This is a genomic window from Streptomyces sp. NPDC028305 (assembly GCF_055569495.1).
Window position 1 is genome coordinate 890,554 of record NZ_JBVHTN010000003.1, and the last position, 18,242, is coordinate 908,795.

General features: G+C 72.1%; 10 protein-coding genes. 5 read left to right on the forward strand and 5 right to left on the reverse strand.

The window, feature by feature from the left end:
- The first annotated feature begins 18 nt into the window (after positions 1-18).
- The 4 genes from ACZ4WQ_RS15220 to rfbH all read left to right on the forward strand — a co-directional run bounded on the left by ACZ4WQ_RS15220 (position 19) and on the right by rfbH (position 8,285).
- Positions 19-4,968, forward strand: coding sequence for a type I polyketide synthase (locus ACZ4WQ_RS15220; RefSeq protein ID WP_468022222.1), 4,950 nt, complete (start codon positions 19-21; stop codon positions 4,966-4,968).
- Positions 4,969-5,062: 94 nt separating this feature from the next.
- Complete coding sequence (locus ACZ4WQ_RS15225; RefSeq protein ID WP_398376821.1) at positions 5,063-5,989, forward strand: putative sugar O-methyltransferase; 927 nt, start codon at positions 5,063-5,065, stop codon at positions 5,987-5,989.
- Positions 5,986-6,984 (forward strand): NAD-dependent epimerase/dehydratase family protein, encoded by a 999-nt coding sequence (locus ACZ4WQ_RS15230; protein WP_468022223.1) that lies wholly within the window; start codon positions 5,986-5,988, stop codon positions 6,982-6,984. The genes ACZ4WQ_RS15225 and ACZ4WQ_RS15230 overlap by 4 nt, the downstream gene beginning before the upstream one ends.
- Positions 6,981-8,285, forward strand: a complete 1,305-nt coding sequence (rfbH, locus tag ACZ4WQ_RS15235; RefSeq protein WP_468022224.1) for a lipopolysaccharide biosynthesis protein RfbH — start codon at positions 6,981-6,983, stop codon at positions 8,283-8,285. Before ACZ4WQ_RS15230 ends, rfbH begins: the two co-directional genes overlap by 4 nt.
- 63 nt (positions 8,286-8,348) lie before the next feature.
- Here the strand turns inward: rfbH and rfbB are convergent, their stop codons facing one another.
- Both rfbB and rfbA read right to left on the reverse strand, forming a co-directional pair.
- The gene (rfbB, locus tag ACZ4WQ_RS15240; protein WP_468022225.1) at positions 8,349-9,341 is read right to left on the reverse strand and encodes a dTDP-glucose 4,6-dehydratase; all 993 of its coding nucleotides are present in this window, start codon (positions 9,339-9,341) and stop codon (positions 8,349-8,351) included.
- Entirely contained in the window at positions 9,338-10,246 is a 909-nt protein-coding gene (rfbA, locus tag ACZ4WQ_RS15245) for a glucose-1-phosphate thymidylyltransferase RfbA (RefSeq protein WP_398376816.1), read from the reverse strand. Before rfbA ends, rfbB begins: the two co-directional genes overlap by 4 nt.
- Positions 10,247-10,429: 183 nt before the next feature.
- Between rfbA and ACZ4WQ_RS15250 the strand changes: the two genes are divergently transcribed.
- Positions 10,430-11,701 (forward strand): activator-dependent family glycosyltransferase, encoded by a 1,272-nt coding sequence (locus ACZ4WQ_RS15250; RefSeq protein ID WP_468022226.1) that lies wholly within the window; start codon positions 10,430-10,432, stop codon positions 11,699-11,701.
- A gap of 72 nt (positions 11,702-11,773) precedes the next feature.
- On the opposite strand, the gene ACZ4WQ_RS15255 is transcribed toward ACZ4WQ_RS15250, so the two are convergent.
- From ACZ4WQ_RS15255 to ACZ4WQ_RS15265, 3 genes are all read right to left on the reverse strand, one after another.
- Entirely contained in the window at positions 11,774-16,750 is a 4,977-nt protein-coding gene (locus ACZ4WQ_RS15255) for a type I polyketide synthase (protein WP_398376814.1), read from the reverse strand.
- A 1-nt stretch (position 16,751) separates the two neighbouring features.
- Positions 16,752-17,633 (reverse strand): alpha/beta fold hydrolase, encoded by an 882-nt coding sequence (locus ACZ4WQ_RS15260; protein ID WP_398376813.1) that lies wholly within the window; start codon positions 17,631-17,633, stop codon positions 16,752-16,754.
- A 288-nt stretch (positions 17,634-17,921) separates the two neighbouring features.
- Positions 17,922-18,236: an acyl carrier protein gene (locus ACZ4WQ_RS15265; RefSeq protein ID WP_398376812.1), complete on the reverse strand. Its 315-nt coding sequence runs from the start codon at positions 18,234-18,236 to the stop codon at positions 17,922-17,924.
- Positions 18,237-18,242 lie beyond the last annotated feature (6 nt).

Below are 18,242 nucleotides of genomic sequence, written 5' to 3' on the forward strand. Positions count from 1 at the left end.
GGGAGTGACGGAGGAATCATGTCCACCACCGAAGACAAGCTGCGCCAGTACCTCAAGCGCGTCACCCTCGACCTCGGCCAGGCCAGACAGCGCCTGCGCGAAGTGGAAGAACGCCACCGGGAACCCATCGCCATCATCGCCATGGCCTGCCGTTACCCGGGCGGGGTCACCTCTCCGGAGGGCCTGTGGGACGTCGTAGCCTCGGGCGCCGACGCCCTCGGCCCCTTTCCCGCCAACCGCGGCTGGGACCTCGACCACCTCTTCCACCCCGACCCGGACCACCCCGGCACCAGCTATGTCCAGGAGGGCGGCTTCCTCCACGACGCCGACGAATTCGACGCCTCCTTCTTCAACATCAGCCCTCGTGAAGCCCTCGCCATGGACCCCCAGCAGCGGCTTCTCCTGGAGGTCGCCTGGGAACTCCTCGAACGCGCCCGCATCGACCCCACCACCCTCAAGGGCACGCCCACCGGCGTCTACGCGGGGGTGTCGAGCCAGGACTACCTGTCGCGGATACCGCGGATTCCCGAGGGCTTCGAGGGCTACACCGCCACGGGAGGGCTCACGAGCGTGGTGTCCGGCCGAGTGGCGTACGCGCTGGGTCTTGAGGGTCCGGCGGTCACGCTGGACACGGCATGCTCGTCGTCGCTGGTGGCCACGCATCTGGCGGTCCGGGCACTGCGCCAGGGCGAGTGCACCCTGGCGCTGGCCGGCGGCGTGACGGTGTTCACCGCGGCCACGGCGTTTGTGGAGTTCTCCAAGCAGCGGGGGTTCGCGCCGGACGCCCGCTGCAAGGCGTTCGCCGCGGCGGCCGACGGCACGGGCTTCTCCGAAGGCGCGGGCCTGGTCCTGCTGGAACGGCTCTCCGACGCCCGCCGCAACGGACACCACGTGCTGGCCGTCATCCGGGGCTCGGCCGTCAACCAGGACGGCGCCAGCAACGGGCTGGCCGCGCCCAACGATGCCGCGCAGGAACGCGTCATCCGGCAGGCGCTGGCCGATGCCCGGCTCCCCGCCGACCAGGTGGACGCGGTCGAGGCGCACGGCACGGGCACCACCCTCGGCGACCCGATCGAGGCCGAGGCGCTGCTGGCCACCTACGGACAGGAACGGCCGGAGGACCGCCCGCTGTGGCTGGGGTCAGTGAAGTCGAACATCGGACACACCCAGGCCGCCGCCGGGATCGCGGGCGTCATCAAGATGGTCATGGCCCTCCGCCACGGCACCCTGCCCGCCACCCTCCACGTCGACGAGCCCACCTCACACGTGGACTGGAGCAGCGGCGCCGTACGTCTGCTCACCGAGCCCGTCGACTGGCCGACCGCCGAACGCCCCCGTGGCGCGGGCGTCTCGGCGTTCGGCATCTCCGGCACCAACGCCCACGTCATCCTCGAAGAGGCCCCACCCTCGGAACCCGACACTCACGCGGACGAGCCGGGCGTGCTGGGCGGTGTCGCGCCCTGGGTGCTCTCGGCCCGTACCCACGAGGCCCTGGCCGAGCAGGCGCGCCGGCTGACCCGGACCATCACCGACAACCCCGGCGTCTCGCCCACCGAGGTGGCCTGGTCCCTGGCCACCACGCGCGCGACCTTCGATCGCCGTGCCGTCGTCACCGGCACCGATCCCGCCGAACTGCTCGCCGCGCTCGACGCCCTGGCCGACGGTGGCGAACACCCGCACCTCACCCGCGGCACCGCCCTCGACCCCCAACAGGGCCCGGTGTTCGTCTTTCCCGGCCAGGGCTCCCAATGGGCCGGCATGGCCGTCGGCCTCCTGGACTCCTCCCCCGCCTTCGCCAGCAGGATCGCCGCCTGCGAACAAGCCCTCGCGCCCTACGTCGACTGGTCACTCACCGCCGTGCTGCGCGGCACGGACACCACCACCGACCCCCAGCGCGTCGATGTCATCCAGCCCACCCTCTGGGCCATGATGGTCTCCCTGGCCGGTATGTGGCAGGACTTCGGTGTCACTCCGGCCGCCGTCATCGGCCACTCCCAGGGTGAGATCGCGGCCGCCTGCGTGGCCGGAGCCCTCACGCTCGACGACGCCGCCAAAGTCGTGGCCCTCCGCAGCCAGGCCCTCCGCGCCCTCGCCGGACACGGCGCCATGGCCTCCCTCACCCTCACCGCCGACGACACCGCACACATCCTGGCCGACCTGGGCGAGACTGCCGAGGGCGTCGCGATCGCCGCCCACAACGGCCCCCGCTCCACCGTCATCTCCGGACCCCCCGACCAGATCGCCACCGTCCTGACCGCCGCCGAGACCCAGGGCGCCCGAACCCGCACCATCGACGTCGACTACGCCTCCCACAGCCCCCACGTCGACCGCATCCGCGACACCATCCTCGACCAACTCGCCGACCTCACCCCCACCACACCCACCATCCCCTTCTACTCCACCGTCACCACCGAGCGCCTCACCACCACCCCACTCGACGCGGACTACTGGTTCACCAACCTCCGCCACCCCGTCCGCTTCACCGACACCCTCACCACCCTCCTGGACCGCGGACACCGCCACTTCATCGAAGCCAGCCCCCACCCCGTCCTCACCCCCGGCATCCAGGACACCATCGACGACGCCGACATCCCCGCCACCACCATCCCCACCCTCCGCCGCGACCACGGCACCCCCCACGACCTCGCCGACGCCCTCGCCCACGCCCACACCACCGGCCTCACCGTCAACTGGCGACCCTGGTACCCGGCCACCAAACCCACCACCACCGACCTGCCCACCTACCCCTTCCAACGCGAGCGTTTCTGGCTGCCGGACGAGCTGGCGGATGCGCCGCCGCCGGAGGCGGACGAGGAGGAGGTCCGGTTCTGGGGCGCGGTCGACGGGCTGGATCTCCCTGCTCTGTCCGAGACGCTGGGCCTCGGTGAGGAGGACGGGCGGCGCTCGTCGCTCGGTGCGGTGCTGCCGACGCTGTCGCGCTGGCACCGGGAACGCCACGAGCGGACGACCGTGAACTCCTGGCGCTACCGGATCGGCTGGCGCCCCCTGCCCGGCCCCGGCCCCGCGGCCGTGGCGGGTTCGTGGCTGCTGGTGGTGGGGCCGGAAGGCGCCGGGGCATGGGCCGACGCCTGTGAGCGGGCCCTCACAGCGGGCGGCGGCGAGGTGCGGCGGCTGGTGACGGACGGGCGGGCCGATCCGGCCGAGCTGGCCGCTTCGCTGCGGGCGCTGTGCGCCGCGGGCCCGTCCCCGGCCGGGGTGCTGTCCCTCCTGCCGCTCGACGAACGCCCGCACGAGACGTTCCCCGCGGTGATCGGCGGCGTGACGGGCACCCTCGTCCTGCTGCGAGCCCTGCTGGAGGCGGAGCTCGACGCACCCCTGTGGTGCGCCACGCAAGGCGCGGTGGCCGTCGCCGACGACGAACGCCCGCAGGCCCCGGCGCAGGCCCAGGTATGGGGGCTCGGCCGGGTGGCCGCGCTGGAGCATCCGACGGCGTGGGGCGGGCTGGTGGACCTGCCCGACTCAGTCGAGGACCTCGCCCCCGGCCTCCTGTGCGCCACGCTGGCGGGGCGGGACGGCGAGGACCAGGTGGCGCTGCGGCCGGCCGGGGCCTTCGCGCGCCGGCTGCTGCCCGCGCCGCTGGACGCGGAGGCGCCGACGCGTGAGTGGACGCCGCGGGAGGGCGTCCTGGTCACCGGCGGCGTCGCCGGGGCCGCCGCCCATGTGGCCCGGTGGCTGGCCACGGGCGGCACGAAGCGCATCGTGCTGCTGGCGCCGGGCGGCCAGGCCGCGCCCGGTGGCGCGGAGCTGGTGGCCGAGCTGGCGGAGCTGGGCGCGGAGGCGACGGTGGTGGACGGTGTGCCGTCCGAGCCGTCGGGCCGGCACGAACTGGCGGACCGGCTCGCGGCCTCGGGGCTGCGGGTCCGCACGATCATCCACACCGGGGCGCCGGGTGACCGGACACCGCTGGCCGAACTCACCCCGGACCGGCTGGCCGAGTCCTTGTCGGCCGCCGTGGGCGGCGCCGATCGGCTCCCGGAGCTGTGCGGCCTGGAGCCCGACGATCCCGTGGTGGTCTTCTCGTCCGTCGTCGCGGTCTGGGGGGCCGGCGAGCACGGCGCCCGGGCCGCGGCCGACGCATACCTGGACGCGGTGGCGCGGCAGCGCGAGGCGGCCGGTGGGCCCGTCGTCCGGGTGGCGTGGGGCGTGTGGGACGACATGGCGGAGCGGGCGGCGGTCGAACGCTCCGGGCGCCATGGCCTCCCGGCCCTCGACCCCGCGCTGGCGCTGACCGCGCTGCGGCGGACGCTCGATCAGGCCGGCCACGACGAGGCCCACGCGGTGTTCGCGGACGTGGACTGGGAGCGCTTCGCCCCGCTGTTCACCCTGGGGCGGGCCAGCCGCCTCTTCGACGAGATCCCGGCGGCCCGGCGGGCGGGCCGGGCGGCGCCGGGCTCCCCCGAGTCCGACGACTCCGGGAGCCTGACGGCCCTGCGGGACCGCCTCGCGGCCCAGAAGCCCGAGGCGCGCACCGGCACGCTGCTGGCGCTGGTCCGCGCCCACGCGGCGAGCGCGCTGCGCTACTCGGCGGCGGAGCTGGTCGAACCGGACCAGCCCTTCAACGAGTTGGGGTTCGACTCCCTCACGGCCGTCGAGTTCCGTAACCGGCTCCGGGACGCCACCGGCCTGACCCTGTCGCCCACGCTGGTCTTCGACTACCCGACGCCGACCGCGCTGGCGGGCCATCTGGTGTCGCGGGTGCTGCCGGCCGAGCCGGCGGAGGTACCGGCCGCGGCGCATCTCGACGGGATCGAGGCGGCGCTCGCGGCGCTGGCCGCGGACGACCCGCGGCGTTCCGGGCTGACGCACCGGCTACAGGTGCTGCTGTGGCGTTACACGGACGGGGAGAGCGCGTCCGAACCTGGCGAGGAGACGGGCGGGGACGACCTGGAAACGGCTTCCGCTGATGAGGTGTTCGCCCTTATCGACCGGGAATTCGGGGAGTCCTGACCACGGCACCCGGAAGTGTTAGCCCGCCATTAGACACGGGAGACAGACTTCGTACCGCGTGATGTGACCATCGCCGATGGAGTAGGAGGGCGGGATGGCGAAGGGTTTTCAGGCCAGCCGACAGTGGGAGCGCATCAACGAGCTCTGGGTCACTGAGGACGCGGCCGCCGACTTGACCGGATTCAAGTCGGACCGACGGAATTTCAATATCGCTCTTTGGGACCCGACGGCCAACGGGGTCAGGTATCTGAGGGCCCTCGTCTACGAGCTGGCCACACGGCTGAGTGACGACGAATGGTCGAAAATCGAGAATGTCCACAACCGTGACGTGGGAGATCCGGTCACGGTTCGCTACGAGGGCAAGAGCATCTGCCTGGACTATCTCCAGGCGGCGCTCGAACTCGGATTCATCGAGAGGGAACTGGCCCTGGACGGCGCCCGCGTGCTGGAGATCGGCGCGGGATACGGCCGTACCTGCCACGCGATGCTCTCCAACTACGACCTCGACTCCTACACCATTGTCGATCTGAAGAACACCCTCTCCCTGAGCAGGGCGTATCTTCGCGAGGTCCTGGACGACAAGCAGTTCGCCAAGATGAGGTTCATCCAGGTCGAGGACGAGGACATCGACGCCGCCCTGGGGTCGGACCGCTTCGAGCTGTGCGTCAATGTGCACTCCTTCACGGAGATGACCCCCGACACCGTGCAGGCCTATCTGCGTCTGATCGACGACAGGTGCGAGGCGTTCTTCGTCAAGAATCCGGTCGGGAAGTTCCGGGACAAGGCAATGGACGGCCATCAGAAGGGCGAGGAGGCCGTGCGGCTGGCCATGGAGACCGGGCCGCTGCGGCAGGTGCTCGACATCCACGACAGCGAGGCCGTGGACGCGGCCGTGCCCGCCTTCATCGAGGCCTATCGGCCCGGTGCGGGATGGGCGTGTACCGCCGACGCGCGGGGCGTTCCCTGGAGCTACTTCCGGCAGGCGGTCTTCAGGAAAACAAGCAGCAGAAAAGCGGCATGACGACGCCGGTCCTGGTCCTGGGCGGGTCCGGGTATCTGGGACGGCACATCTGCTCGGCGTTCGGCGCCGCGGGCGCGCGGGTGGTGCGGGTCTCCCGCAGCGGCGTGGACGGCGGCGTGGACGACGACGGCTGCCGCTCGGTGCGTCTCGACCTGACCGAGGCCGAGCCGGCCGAGCTGGCCAGGCTCTGCGCCGACACCCGGGCGCGGGTCCTGGTGAACGCCTCGGGCGCGGTGTGGGGCGGTGGCGAACGGCGGATGGCCGAGGCCAACACCGAACTGGTCGGCCGGCTGGCCGGGGCCGTCGCCGGGCTGCCCGACCGGCCGCGTCTGATCCATCTGGGCAGCGCCTACGAGTACGGCCCGGCCGACCCGGGCACGTCGATCGGCGAGGACTGGCCGACCGCCCCGACCACCGTGTACGGCCGCACCAAGCTGCGCGGGTCGCAGGCGGTGCTGCGGGCCGCCGCCGAGCTGGGGGTGGACGGGATCGTGCTGCGGGTCGGCGTGGCCTGCGGCCCGGGCGCCCCGGGCAACAGCCTCGCCGGGGTGGTGGCCGCGCACCTGGCGGCCGGGCGCGACGAGTTGCGGCTCGCGCCCCTGCACGACCACCGCGACCTGGTGGACGTCCGGGACGTGGCCGACGCGGTGGTCGCGGCGGCCCTGGCACCGTCCCACGCGGTGGCCGGCCGCGTCGTGAACATCGGCAGCGGCCGGGCGGTGCCGGTGCGTGCGCTGGTCGACCTGATGATCTCCCTCAGCGGGCTGCCGGTGCGCGTCGTCGAGGACCCGGCCCTGCACCGGACACGTTCGGACGCGGCCTGGCAACGACTGGACATCGGCCGGGCGCGCCGCCTGCTGGGCTGGTCGCCGCGGCGAGCCCTGCGGGAGTCGGTGCGCGATCTGCTCGCGGCCGCCGGCGTGCCGCCGCCCGCGCCGGTGCGGGCGGCGACGGCCTGCGGACCCCCGAACAGCCATGGGAAGGACAGCAGATGAGCGAACGGGTCGCGCGCATCCTCGACGAGGTGCGCAAGTATCACCAGGACAGCCAGGAGGGGCGGGGCTTCATCCCCGGGGTCACCGAGATCTGGCCCTCGGGCGCGGTGCTGGACGAGGACGACCGGGTCGCGCTGGTGGAGGCCGCGCTGGAGATGCGGATCGCCGCGGGCAAGGCCTCGCGGAAGTTCGAGTCGGCCTTCGCGCGCCGGATGAAGCGGCGCAAGGCGCATCTGACGAACTCCGGGTCGTCCGCGAATCTCCTGGCGCTCTCGGCGCTGACCTCCCATCTGCTGGGCGACCGCCGGCTGCGCCCGGGCGACGAGGTCATCACGGTGGCGGCGTCCTTCCCGACCACCGTCAACCCGATCCTCCAGAACGGCATGGTCCCGGTCTATGTGGACGTCGAGCTGGGGACGTACAACGCCACGGCCGAGCGGGTGGCGGAGGCGATCGGCCCGCGCACCCGGGCGATCATGATGGCGCACACGCTGGGCAACCCCTTCGAGGCCACCGAGATGGCGCGGCTCGCGCAGGACCACGACCTGGTGCTGATCGAGGACACCTGCGACGCCGTGGGGTCCACCTACGACGGGCGGCTGGCGGGGACGTTCGGCGATCTGACGACCGTCAGCTTCTATCCCGCGCACCATCTGACCACGGGAGAGGGCGGTTGCGTGCTGACCTCGAACCTGGTGCTGGCGCGGATCGTGGAGTCGCTCCGGGACTGGGGCCGGGACTGCTGGTGCGAGCCGGGCGAGAGCGACACCTGCCGCAAGCGGTTCGGCTACCAGATGGGCACGCTGCCGGCCGGCTACGACCACAAGTACATCTTCTCCCACATCGGCTACAACCTGAAGTCGACCGACCTCCAGGCGGCGCTGGGGCTGACCCAGCTCGACAAGCTCGACGCGTTCTGCTCGGCCCGGCGGCGCAACTGGCGGCGGCTGCGCGAGGGTCTTGACGGGCTGCCGTGGCTGATCCTGCCGGAGGCGACGCCGCGCTCCGATCCGAGCTGGTTCGGTTTCGTCCTGACCGTCGACCCGCGGGCCCCGTTCAGCCGCGCCCAGCTCGTCGACTTCCTGGAGTCCCGCAAGATCGGCACCCGCCGGCTGTTCGCCGGGAATCTGACGCGCCATCCCGCGCACGCCGAGGCGCCGCACCGGGTGTGCGGCGAGCTGGCCAACAGCGACATCATCACCGACCACACGTTCTGGGTCGGGGTCTATCCGGGGCTGACCGACGAGATGATCGACTATGTCGTGGCCTCCGTCGCCGAGTTCGTCGGAGCCCACCGCTGAGCGTCGCCACCGCACACCGATGACCGCGCGGGGTCCGCGCGGTCATCGGTGTGTCGGTTGAGGTCAGCGGTGTGTCGGCTGGGCGGAGCGCTTGAGCGGCTCCCACCACGTGCGGTGCTGCCGGTACCAGGCGACCGTCTCGGCCAGCCCGGCCACGAAGTCGTGGCGCGGGCGGTAGCCGAGCTCGTTCCTTGCCTTGTCGTCGTCGACCGCGTAGCGCCGGTCGTGCCCCTTGCGGTCCGCGACGTGGCGTACGCGGCTCCAGTCGGCTCCGCAGGCGTCCAGCAGGCGCCCGGTCAGCTCCCGGTTGGTCAGCGCGGTGCCACCGCCGATGTTGTAGATCTCGCCGGGACGCCCCTTCGTACGCACCAGTTCCACCCCGCCACAGTGGTCTTCCACATGCAGCCAGTCGCGCACGTTCAGCCCGTCGCCGTACAGCGGCACGTCCTCGCCGTCGAGCAGATGGGTGATGAACAGCGGGATGATCTTCTCGGGGAACTGATGGGGGCCGTAGTTGTTGCTGCACCGGGTGATGCGCACATCAAGGCCGTGGGTGCGGTGGTAGGCGAGGGCGATCAGGTCGGAGGCGGCCTTGGACGCGGCGTAGGGAGAGTTGGGGTCCAGGGGCGCGGTCTCGGGGCTGGTGCCGGTCTCGACCGAGCCGTAGACCTCGTCGGTGGACACATGGACGAAGCGCTCCACCCGGTGGCGCAGGGCGGCCTGAAGCAGCGTGTGGGTGCCCTCGACGTTGGTGCGTACGAACGGGTCGGCGCCGTCGATGGAGCGGTCCACATGCGATTCGGCGGCGAAGTGGACCACCTGGCCGGCCCGTGCCATCAGCGTGTCGACCAGATCGGCGTCGCAGATGTCGCCGTGGACGAACGTCAGCCGGGGATCGGCGAGTTCGAGGTTGCTCAGCGTCCCGGCGTAGGTGAGCTTGTCCAGCACGGTGACGCTGGACACGTCGGGGTCCGGCTCCGCGCCGCCCCGCGCGAGGAGACCGCGCACATAGGTGGAGCCGATGAACCCCGCGGCCCCGGTGACGAGGAGGTTCACAGCTCCTCCAGGAAACGCGCGGGCGGCAGCCCCTGCCGGTATGCGAGCGCACGGTCCATGACGTACTGGCCGTAGGGCGATGTGCTCATCCTGGCGCCGAGCGCGTGGCACTCGTCGGCCCCGATGAATCCCATGTACATGGCGATCTCCTCGACGCAGCCGAGCCGTGTGCCCTGACGGTGCTGAAGGTCGCGTACGAAGCGCCCGGCGTCCAGGAGGGTCTCGTGCGAGCCGGTGTCCAGCCAGGTGACGCCCCTGCCGAGCCACACCAGGTCGGCCAGGCCGTCCTCCAGATAGGCGCGCAGGACGTCCGTGATCTCCAGCTCGCCCCGGGCCGAGGGCACCAGGCGCTTGGCGACGTCGACGACGCCGCCGTCGAAGAAGTACAGGCCGGGGATGGCCAGGTTCGACCGGGGCCGCTCCGGCTTCTCCTCGATGGACACCAGCCGGCCCCGGTCGTCGACCTCGGCGACGCCGAAGTGGCGGGGGTCGGCGACCTCGTGCCCGAACATCACACACCCGCGCAGCCGCTCCGCGCTGCGGCGGAGCAGCGTGGGCAGTTTCGCGCCGTGGAAGAGGTTGTCGCCCAGAATCAGCGCGCAGTCCTCACCGCGAATGTGGTCCGCGCCGACCCGGAAGGCGTCGGCGATCCCCCTCGGTTTCTCCTGGGAGGCATAGCTGATGCTCAGTCCCAGATGCTCACCGTCTCCGAGGAGTTCCTGGAACAGCGGCATTTCGGTGGGGCGGGTGATGACGAGGATCTCCCGGATGTCCGCGAACATGAGAACGGACAGCGGATAGTAGATCATGGGCTTGTCGTAAACGGGAACCAACTGCTTCGACCCCACCAGGGTAAGAGGGTGCAGCCGTGTCCCATTTCCTCCCGCGAGAACAATACCCTTCATCATGGAATCCTGACGACGCCGACATATCACCACCTCATTGTGGTTCCGTCATATCCTCACTCACCTGCCTAAAGTTCGGCTAACAGCGGACCGTAAGATCCGCCTAAGGGGCGGCGATAGCATATTGGGATCAGGCGAGCGAGATCGGTTGCCCACGGCGACTGGTGAGGAGAGACGGTAGCCATGCGCGTCCTGTTCGTCACATTCCCCTGGAAAACCCACCTCTATCTCACCGTGCCCATGGCCTGGGCGCTGCGCACCGCCGGCCATGACGTCCATGTCGCGAGCAGCCCCGAATTCACCGACATCATCACCGGAACAGGGCTGACGGCGGTAGCCGCGGGATCGGGTCCGTCCCTCCAGGAAAAAGGGGACTTGATCATCCAGCGGGCAGCGCGGAGCGGCATGGTGCTGCCCAAGGTCGACTACGCCCGCGAGGAGCAGCTCACCTGGGAGAACCTGAAGGCGTTCCACACCGTCTTCGCCATGATCATGGAGGCCGCGAACGACTCGATGGTCGACGACCTGGTGGCGTACTGCCGCTCGTGGAAGCCCGATCTGGTGGTCTGGGAATCGATGAGCTACGCCGGTTCGGTCGCCGCCGCCGCGGCGGGAGTGCCGCATGCGCGGATGCACCTCGCCATCGATGTGGGAACGCCTTTGCGCCAGCGCTTTCTGACGGTGCGGGCGCAACAGCCGCCGGGGGACCGCGAGGACCCGGTGGAAGAATGGATGAGCAAGTGGGCGTCGAAATACGGCTTTGATGCCTCGGAAGAACTGCTGACCGGCCAGTTCACGATCGATCAGATGCCGGACTCGATAAGGTCGGAAAGCGATGTGCGGAACGTTTCCGTTCGCTACGTCCCGCACAACGGCCCCTCCGTCATACCGAACTGGATTCACGAGAAGCCGCCGGCGCCGCGCGTCCTTGCCACCTTCGGAGTGAGCATGTGGAGCGTGGCCGGGAGCCAGCCCGTTCCCGTCGGCCAGATCCAGGAGATGCTGGACTCGGTGGCCGACCTGGACATCGAGCTGATGCTGACGCTCTCCGAAAGTATTCAGCGGAAACTCAAGCGGGTGCCCGAGAACACGAGAATCGTCAATTTCGTGCCCCTGCACGCCGTGATCTCCTCATGTTCCGCTGTGATGCACCACGGTGGGGTCCCGGCGTTCTGCGGCGCACTGGCGCACGGAGTCCCGCAGCTCATGGTCAGCCTCACCGCTCAGGACGCCCAGATACGGGGCCAACGTCTTGAGGAGGCCCGGGCCGGGCTGTGGATTCCGCCCCAGGACATGACCGGGCCGAGGATCCGGGAGGACCTGGTCCGGCTGCTGGAGGACCCGTCGTTCCGGTCCGGGGCCGAGCAGCTCCGTCAGGAGATGGCGGCTCAGCCGTCCCCCAATGACGTGGTCCCCGAGCTGGAGAAGCTGGCGGCCGAGTACGGCTCCCGCTGAGGCCCTGGGCCCAAAGCCTCGGGAGGGGTTCGTCAGTCCGCTGACGAACCCCTCCCTTCTTCCGCGCCCCGCTCAGGACTTCCCGAACTCCTGGGTGATCAGGTCGAAGATCTCTTCCGCCGTCGCCGTCTCCAGGTCGTCGTGGGTCCCGGTGGCGCGGCCCGGGTCGGCCCACTTGTCGGCCAGCAGCCGCAGCCGTGCGGCGACCCGGGAGCGGGCGGCCTCGTCCACGGCGTCCGGTGCGTGGGCGACGTCCCAGCCGTCGAGTTCCGACATGACCCGCTGTTCGCCCGAGGCCCCGTCGGTGACGAGCAGGCCGTGCAGATGGCGGGCGAGTTCGTCGGCCGACGGGTAGTCGAACAGCACGGTCGTGGGCAGGTGCAGCGCGGTGCTGGCGTTGAGCCGGTCGCGCAGCTGGACGGCGTTGAGCGAGTCGAAGCCCAGCTCCTGGAAGGGCTTGGTGGGCGGGACGTCGTCCGCGGCGGCGTGGCCGAGGACACCGGCGGCATGTGCCTGTACGTGCCGCACCAGGATGTGGTGCTGCTCGGCCGGCGCGCTGCCGGCGAGCTTCCGCTTGAGCTGGTCCGTCTCCTCGGCCGCCGGTCGCGGTTCCTCCGTGCGCGCCTCGGCGGCCTCGGGGAGATCGCCCAGCAGCGGGCTGGGGCGCAGCGCGGTGAAACTCTCCAGGAAGCGCCGCCAGTCGACGGCGGCGACCACGACACTGGTCTCCCTGCCTCCGGCCACCTGCTCCAGGGCGGCGACGGCCAGCCGGGGGTCGAGGGGGTGGAGGCCGCGGCGGCGGAAGTAGTCGACGTCGTCGGACGCGGTGGCCATGCCCACCTCGCCCCAGAGCCCCCAGGCCACCGAGGTGGCGGGCAGGCCGAGTCCGCGGCGGTGGTCGGCGAGCGCGTCCAGGTAGGCGTTGGCGGCGGCGTAGCCGCTCTGCCCCCCGCTGCCCCAGGCCGCGGAGACCGAGGAGAACAGGATGAACGCGGAGAGGTCCAGGTCCTGGGTCAGTTCGTGGAGGTGCCGGGCCGCGAGCGCCTTCGGTTCGAGCAGCCGGTTCAGGTGTCCGGTGTCCGCGTCGGCGACGGCGTCGTGCTCGCTGACGCCCGCGGCGTGGATGACGGTGGACAGCGGGTGCTCGGCGGGGATCGCGTCCAGGACGGCGCGCAGGGCTTCGCGGTCGGCCGCGTCGCATGCGGCCAGGGTCACCGTGGCGCCCAGGCCGCTGAGTTCGGCGGCGAGTTCCCCGGCGCCGGGCGCGTCGGGGCCGCGGCGGCTGATGAGGACCAGGTGGGCGGCCCCGTGTTCGGCCGCCCAGCGGGCCAGCAGTGCGCCGATGCCACCGGTGCCGCCGGTGATCAGCACGGTGCCCCGGGGCCGCCAGTCCGGGCCGGGCCCGGCGTGCCCGGTGGTGCTGTGGACGAGGCGGCGCGCCAGCACCCCGGTGGTGCGGATCGCCGCCTGGTCCTCGGGCTCGGCGCCCGCCGGCGCGCCGGCCAGCACGGCCGCCAGCCGGGCCGGGGTCCGCTGGTCGAGGTCGACCGGCAGGTCCACCAGGCCACCCCAGCGCTGGGAGTGTTCGAGCGCGGCGACCCGGCCCAGGCCCCAGCTCTGCGCCTGGAGGGGATGGGGCAGTGGGTCGTCCTGCCCGGTCGACACCGCCCCCTGGGTGAGGCACCACAGCGGCGCGGTGATGTCCGAGTCACCGAGCGCCTGGAGGGCGGTCAGGGTGGCGGCGAGCCCGGCGGGCACGGCCGGATGATCGGGGTGCGGGGCTTCGTCGAGGGCCAGCAGGCTGAGCACGCCGGCGGGGGCGGTCGACGGCGTGGCTTCGGAGCGCAGGGCGGTGAGGCGTTCGGCGAGCGCCTGACGGCTGGTGGCGGTATCGACGGGACAGGTGGTGGCGTCGGCGCCGTGTTCGGTCAGGGCCTGGAGCGCCGTCCGTACGGCCGGGTGGTTCTCGTGGCCGGCGGGGACGAGCAGCAGCCAGGTGCCGCTCAGCGCCGGCGCGTCGGGCTCGGGCAGCCGCGTCCACCGGATCCGGTGGAGCCACGACGCCAGGGTGGCGCGCTCGCGGTGGCGGCGGCGCCAGGCGGACAGCACGGGCAGGGCCGGCCGCAGCGCCTCGATGTCTTCGGCTTCGCCGTCGGGCTCCAGCACCTGCGCGAGAGTCTCGACGTCGTGGTCCTCGATGGCTTCCCACAGCTCGGCCTCGGCCGGATCCTGCACGCCGTGGCCACCGGTCGGACGGGCCGGGGCCAGCCAGTAGCGGTCGCGCTGGAAGGAGTAGGTGGGCAGGTCGACGGTGGGCGGCGGGGCCGGGTGGGTGAACCAGGGGCTCCAGTCGACGGGGGTGTGGGTGTGGAGCCGGGCCAGGGCTTGGGCCAGGGCCTGGGTGTCGGGCTGGGTGCGGGTGAGCGTCGGGATCAGCAGCGGCGCGGTGGCCCCAGGGGCGTCCCGCAGGGTGTCGAGGGTGTCCTGGGCGGGAGGGATGAGGACAGGGTCGGGGCCGATTTCGAGGTAGACGGCGGTCTGCGGGGCGGCGTGGGCGACGGCGGGGTGGAAGTGGACGGGCTGGCGGATGTGGCGCACCCAGTAGTCGGGGGTGGCGATGTCCTCGCCGGCCGGCTGCCCGGTCAGATTGCTGATCAGGGGGATGAGCGGTGGGTGGAAGGCCAGGTCGGCGATGGCGTCGCGGAAGCCGTCGAGGGCCGGTTCCATGAGGGAGGAGTGGAAGGCGTGGCTGACGGTGAGCGCCTTGGCCTTCCGGCCGCGCTTCTTCCAGGCCGCGCCGACCTCGGCCACCAGCTGCGCCGGCCCCGAGATGACCGTGCTGGTGGGGGCGTTGAGGGCGGCGATGCCGACCTGGCCGTCGTAGCCGGCGAGGGCTTCGGCGGCCTCCTCGGCGGTGGCTTCCAGGGCGGTCATGGCGCCGCCGGGCGGCAGGGCGCCGAGCGCGGTCGCGCGGGCGGCGACCAGACGGCAGGCGTCCTCCAGGGAGAACACTCCGGCCACGTGTGCGGCGGCGATCTCGCCGATGGAGTGGCCGAGCACGGCGTCGGGCCGCACACCGCAGTCGTGCAGCAGCCGTGCCAGCGCCACCTGCACCGCGAACAGCCCGGTCTGCGTATAGGTGGTGTGGTGGACGAGGCCGGCGGTTTCCTCGTCGGTGGCGAGGACGATGTCGCGCAGCGGATGGTCCAGGTGCGGATCGAGCAGCGCGCACACCTCGTCGAAGGCGGCGGCGAACACCGGGAAACGCTCGTACAGTCCGGCCCCCATACCCGGCCGCTGGCTTCCCTGCCCGGAGAAGAGGAACACCCGCCACCCGGGGGCGGGCGCCGCGGCGGTGGTCCGTATCAGGGCCGGATGGTCCTCCCCGGCCGCCAGCGCGGCCAGGCCCGCCCGCAGGGTGTCGGCGTCCCGGCCCGTGATCACCGCCCGGTCGGCGAGCGTCGCGCGCGTGGTGGCCAGCGACCAGCCGACCGCCTCCGGCTCGCCGCCGACGACGGCCGTCGCGTCGAGCAGCCGCCGGGCCTGGCCGCGCAGCGCCTTCGCGCCGCGTGCCGACACCACCCACGGCGTGACCCGGCCCTCGGGCCGATCGGCGGCCTCGCCGGGCTCGCCGGGCTCGCCGGGGTCCCCGGGGGGAGGTTCGGGCGCCTCCTCCAGGATCAGGTGCGCGTTGGTCCCCGAGAATCCGAAGGAGGACACGCCGGCCCTCCGGGGCCGCGCGTCACGCGGCCACGCGACGGCCTCCCGCAGCAGGCTCAGCGCGCCGTCGCCCCAGTCCACATGGGGGTTGGGCGCACCGATGTGCAGGGAGCGCGGAAGCAGTTCGTGGCGCAGCGCCATGACCATCTTGATCACGCCCGCGGCACCGGCGGCCATCTGGGTGTGGCCGATGTTGGACTTGATCGACCCCAGCCGCAGCGGCCGCCCCTCCGGCCGGTCGTGCCCATAGGTGGCCAGCAGCGCCTGGGCCTCGATGGGGTCGCCGAGGCTGGTGCCCGTCCCGTGCGCCTCGACCGCGTCCACATCCGCCGCCGCGAGGCGGGCGTTGGCCAGCGCCTGCTGGATGACGCGCTGCTGCGACGGGCCGTTCGGCGCCGTCAGACCGTTGCTGGCGCCGTCCTCGTTGACGGCGGTGCCGCGGACGACCGCCAGCACCCGGTGCCCGTTGCGGCGGGCGTCCGACAGGCGCTCCAGCAGGACGACCCCGGCCCCCTCCGCGAGGGTCATGCCGTCGGCGTCCGCCGAGAAGGGCTTCGAGCGCCCGTCCGGCGCCACGGCGCGCATCTCGCTGAAGCCGACCAGCGGTGCCGGTGAGGACATCACGCACACCCCGCCGGCCAGCGCCAGCGTCACCTCCCCCTGCCGAAGCGCCTGGCACGCCAGGTGGATCGCGACCAGGGACGAGGAACATGCCGTGTCCAGCGTGACCGCGGCGCCTTCCAGACCGAGGGTGTACGCGACCCGACCGGCCACCACGCTCGGCGAGTTGCCGGTCGTCAGATGGGCCGCCGAGCCCTCGGGCACCTGGAGGGAGTTGAGGAAGTAGTCGAGGCCGTCGCAGCCGAGGTAGGTACCGGTGGCGCTGGACTGCAAGGTGTGCGGGTCGATGCGGGCGTGCTCGATGGCCTCCCAGGCCACCTCCAGCGCCAGCCGCTGCTGCGGGGCCATCGTGACCGCCTCGCGCGGACCGATCCCGAAGAATCCGGCGTCGAACCGGTCGGCGCCGTAGAGAAATCCGCCCCCGCGCACATAGCTGGTGCCCGGGTGGTCGGGGTCGGGATCGTAGAGCGCTTCGAGATCCCAGCCGCGGTCGGTGGGCAGGCCCCCGATGCCCTCGCGGCCGGCCGCGACCAGGTCCCACAGGTCGTCGGGGGAGCTCACCCCGCCGGGGAACCGGCAGCCGATGCCGATGATCGCGACGGGCTCGTGCTGGGCGTACTCGACGTCCTTGAGCCGGCGCTGGGCCTCGCGCAGGTCGGCCGTCACGCGCTTGAGGTAGCCGAGGAGCTTCGTCTCGTCATTCGCCATGTCAGGGCCTTTCCGATGCCGGCTTGTCCACGGCGGCCGCCAGGTCGAGCAGGTCGCCGGCCACCCGCGCGGGGTGATCCGCGTGCACGTTGTGGTCGGCGCCCACGTACCAGCGGGGGTCCGCCTGCGGGAGGGCCGCCTCGACCTCCGCCACCCACTTCCGCGCCAGGTCGCTCAGCATGGGGACCTGCACGGGCAGGGTGCTGCACAGCATCACGGGCACCGTGATGGCGGGATACCAGCGGGCGGGCGGGTCCTCCCACATGCTCTCCAGGATCGACAGCAGCTTCTCCAGCGGCAGCCGCGGGACGAGCAGCCCGTCCGGCCCTTCGGCCAGGTCGGCGAGGGTCGCCTCGACGGCGGCAGCTGACCAGGTCGGGTGGAGGCCGCGCAGGGCTTCCCGCAGGGTCTGGGCGGTCATCCCGGAAACCTGGGAGTGTGCCCGCCCGACCATCTCCACGACCTTCTCCCGGGCGGGGCCGCCCTGAAAGGTGTCCACCATGCTGATCCAGCCGCCGTCCACCAGCGCGAGACCGGCGGCCACCTCGGGGTGTTCGGCCACAAGCCGCACCGCGAGGTTCCCGCCCCAGGAGTGACCGGCGAGCAGCGCCCCGGTCAGCCGCAGCTCGCGGCAGACGGCGACCAGATCCGCCGTGGCGGTCGCGTTGTCGTATCCGTGTTCCGGCAGGTCGGAGTCACCATGCCCGCGCATGTCGAGCGCGTAGACGGGATGGCCGGCGGCCACCAGCCGGTCGGCTACGTCGTCCCACATCCGGGCGTTGGACCTCAGCCCGTGGAGCAGCAGAAACGGCCGGCCGTCGCCGCCCGGCCGGTGCCGCACCCGCAACGTCACTCCGTGGTCCACGGCAACGGACAGCTTCATGGCGGAAATCCCATGCCTCCTGGAGAAAGGACAAGACGGGTGCCCTGACGAGCGCCAGATCTAGGGGTGTCCGGCGGATCTTGACGCCTGCGGCGGGCCCTCCCCCTCCCCGCCCCTTCCCGCAGTGTCGATGTGCGGCTCCGCCGCGTGGCAGGGGCTTTGCCCCTGGACCCCGAGGTCTGGGGCGGAGCCCCCCACGCGACGGAGTCGCACATCGACGGGGCCGGGAAGGGGCGGGGAGGGGAACAGCACCGATACGCCGCTCCGCCGCGTGGCCGCCGGACGCCCCTAGGTCGCGTCCGCTTCGTAGGTCTCCGACAGGAACTTGCCGAGCAGGGTGGGCGTGGGGTGCTCGACGATCGCGACGAGGGGGGCTTCGAGCCCGGTGTCGTTCATCAGGGCCTTGGACAGCTGGAGGGCCCGCAGCGAGGTCAGGCCGTTCTCCACGAAGTTGCTCTCCTCGTCAAGTTCCGGAGCTTCGAGGATCTCGGCGGCGTGGCGGAGCACCAGCCCGCGCAGGAGCTGCTCGCGCTCCTCCGGCGTCGCGGTCGCGAGCCGCTCGGCCAGTCGGCTGTCGCCGGTCGGCTCTTCGATGGGTTCCATGGCTGT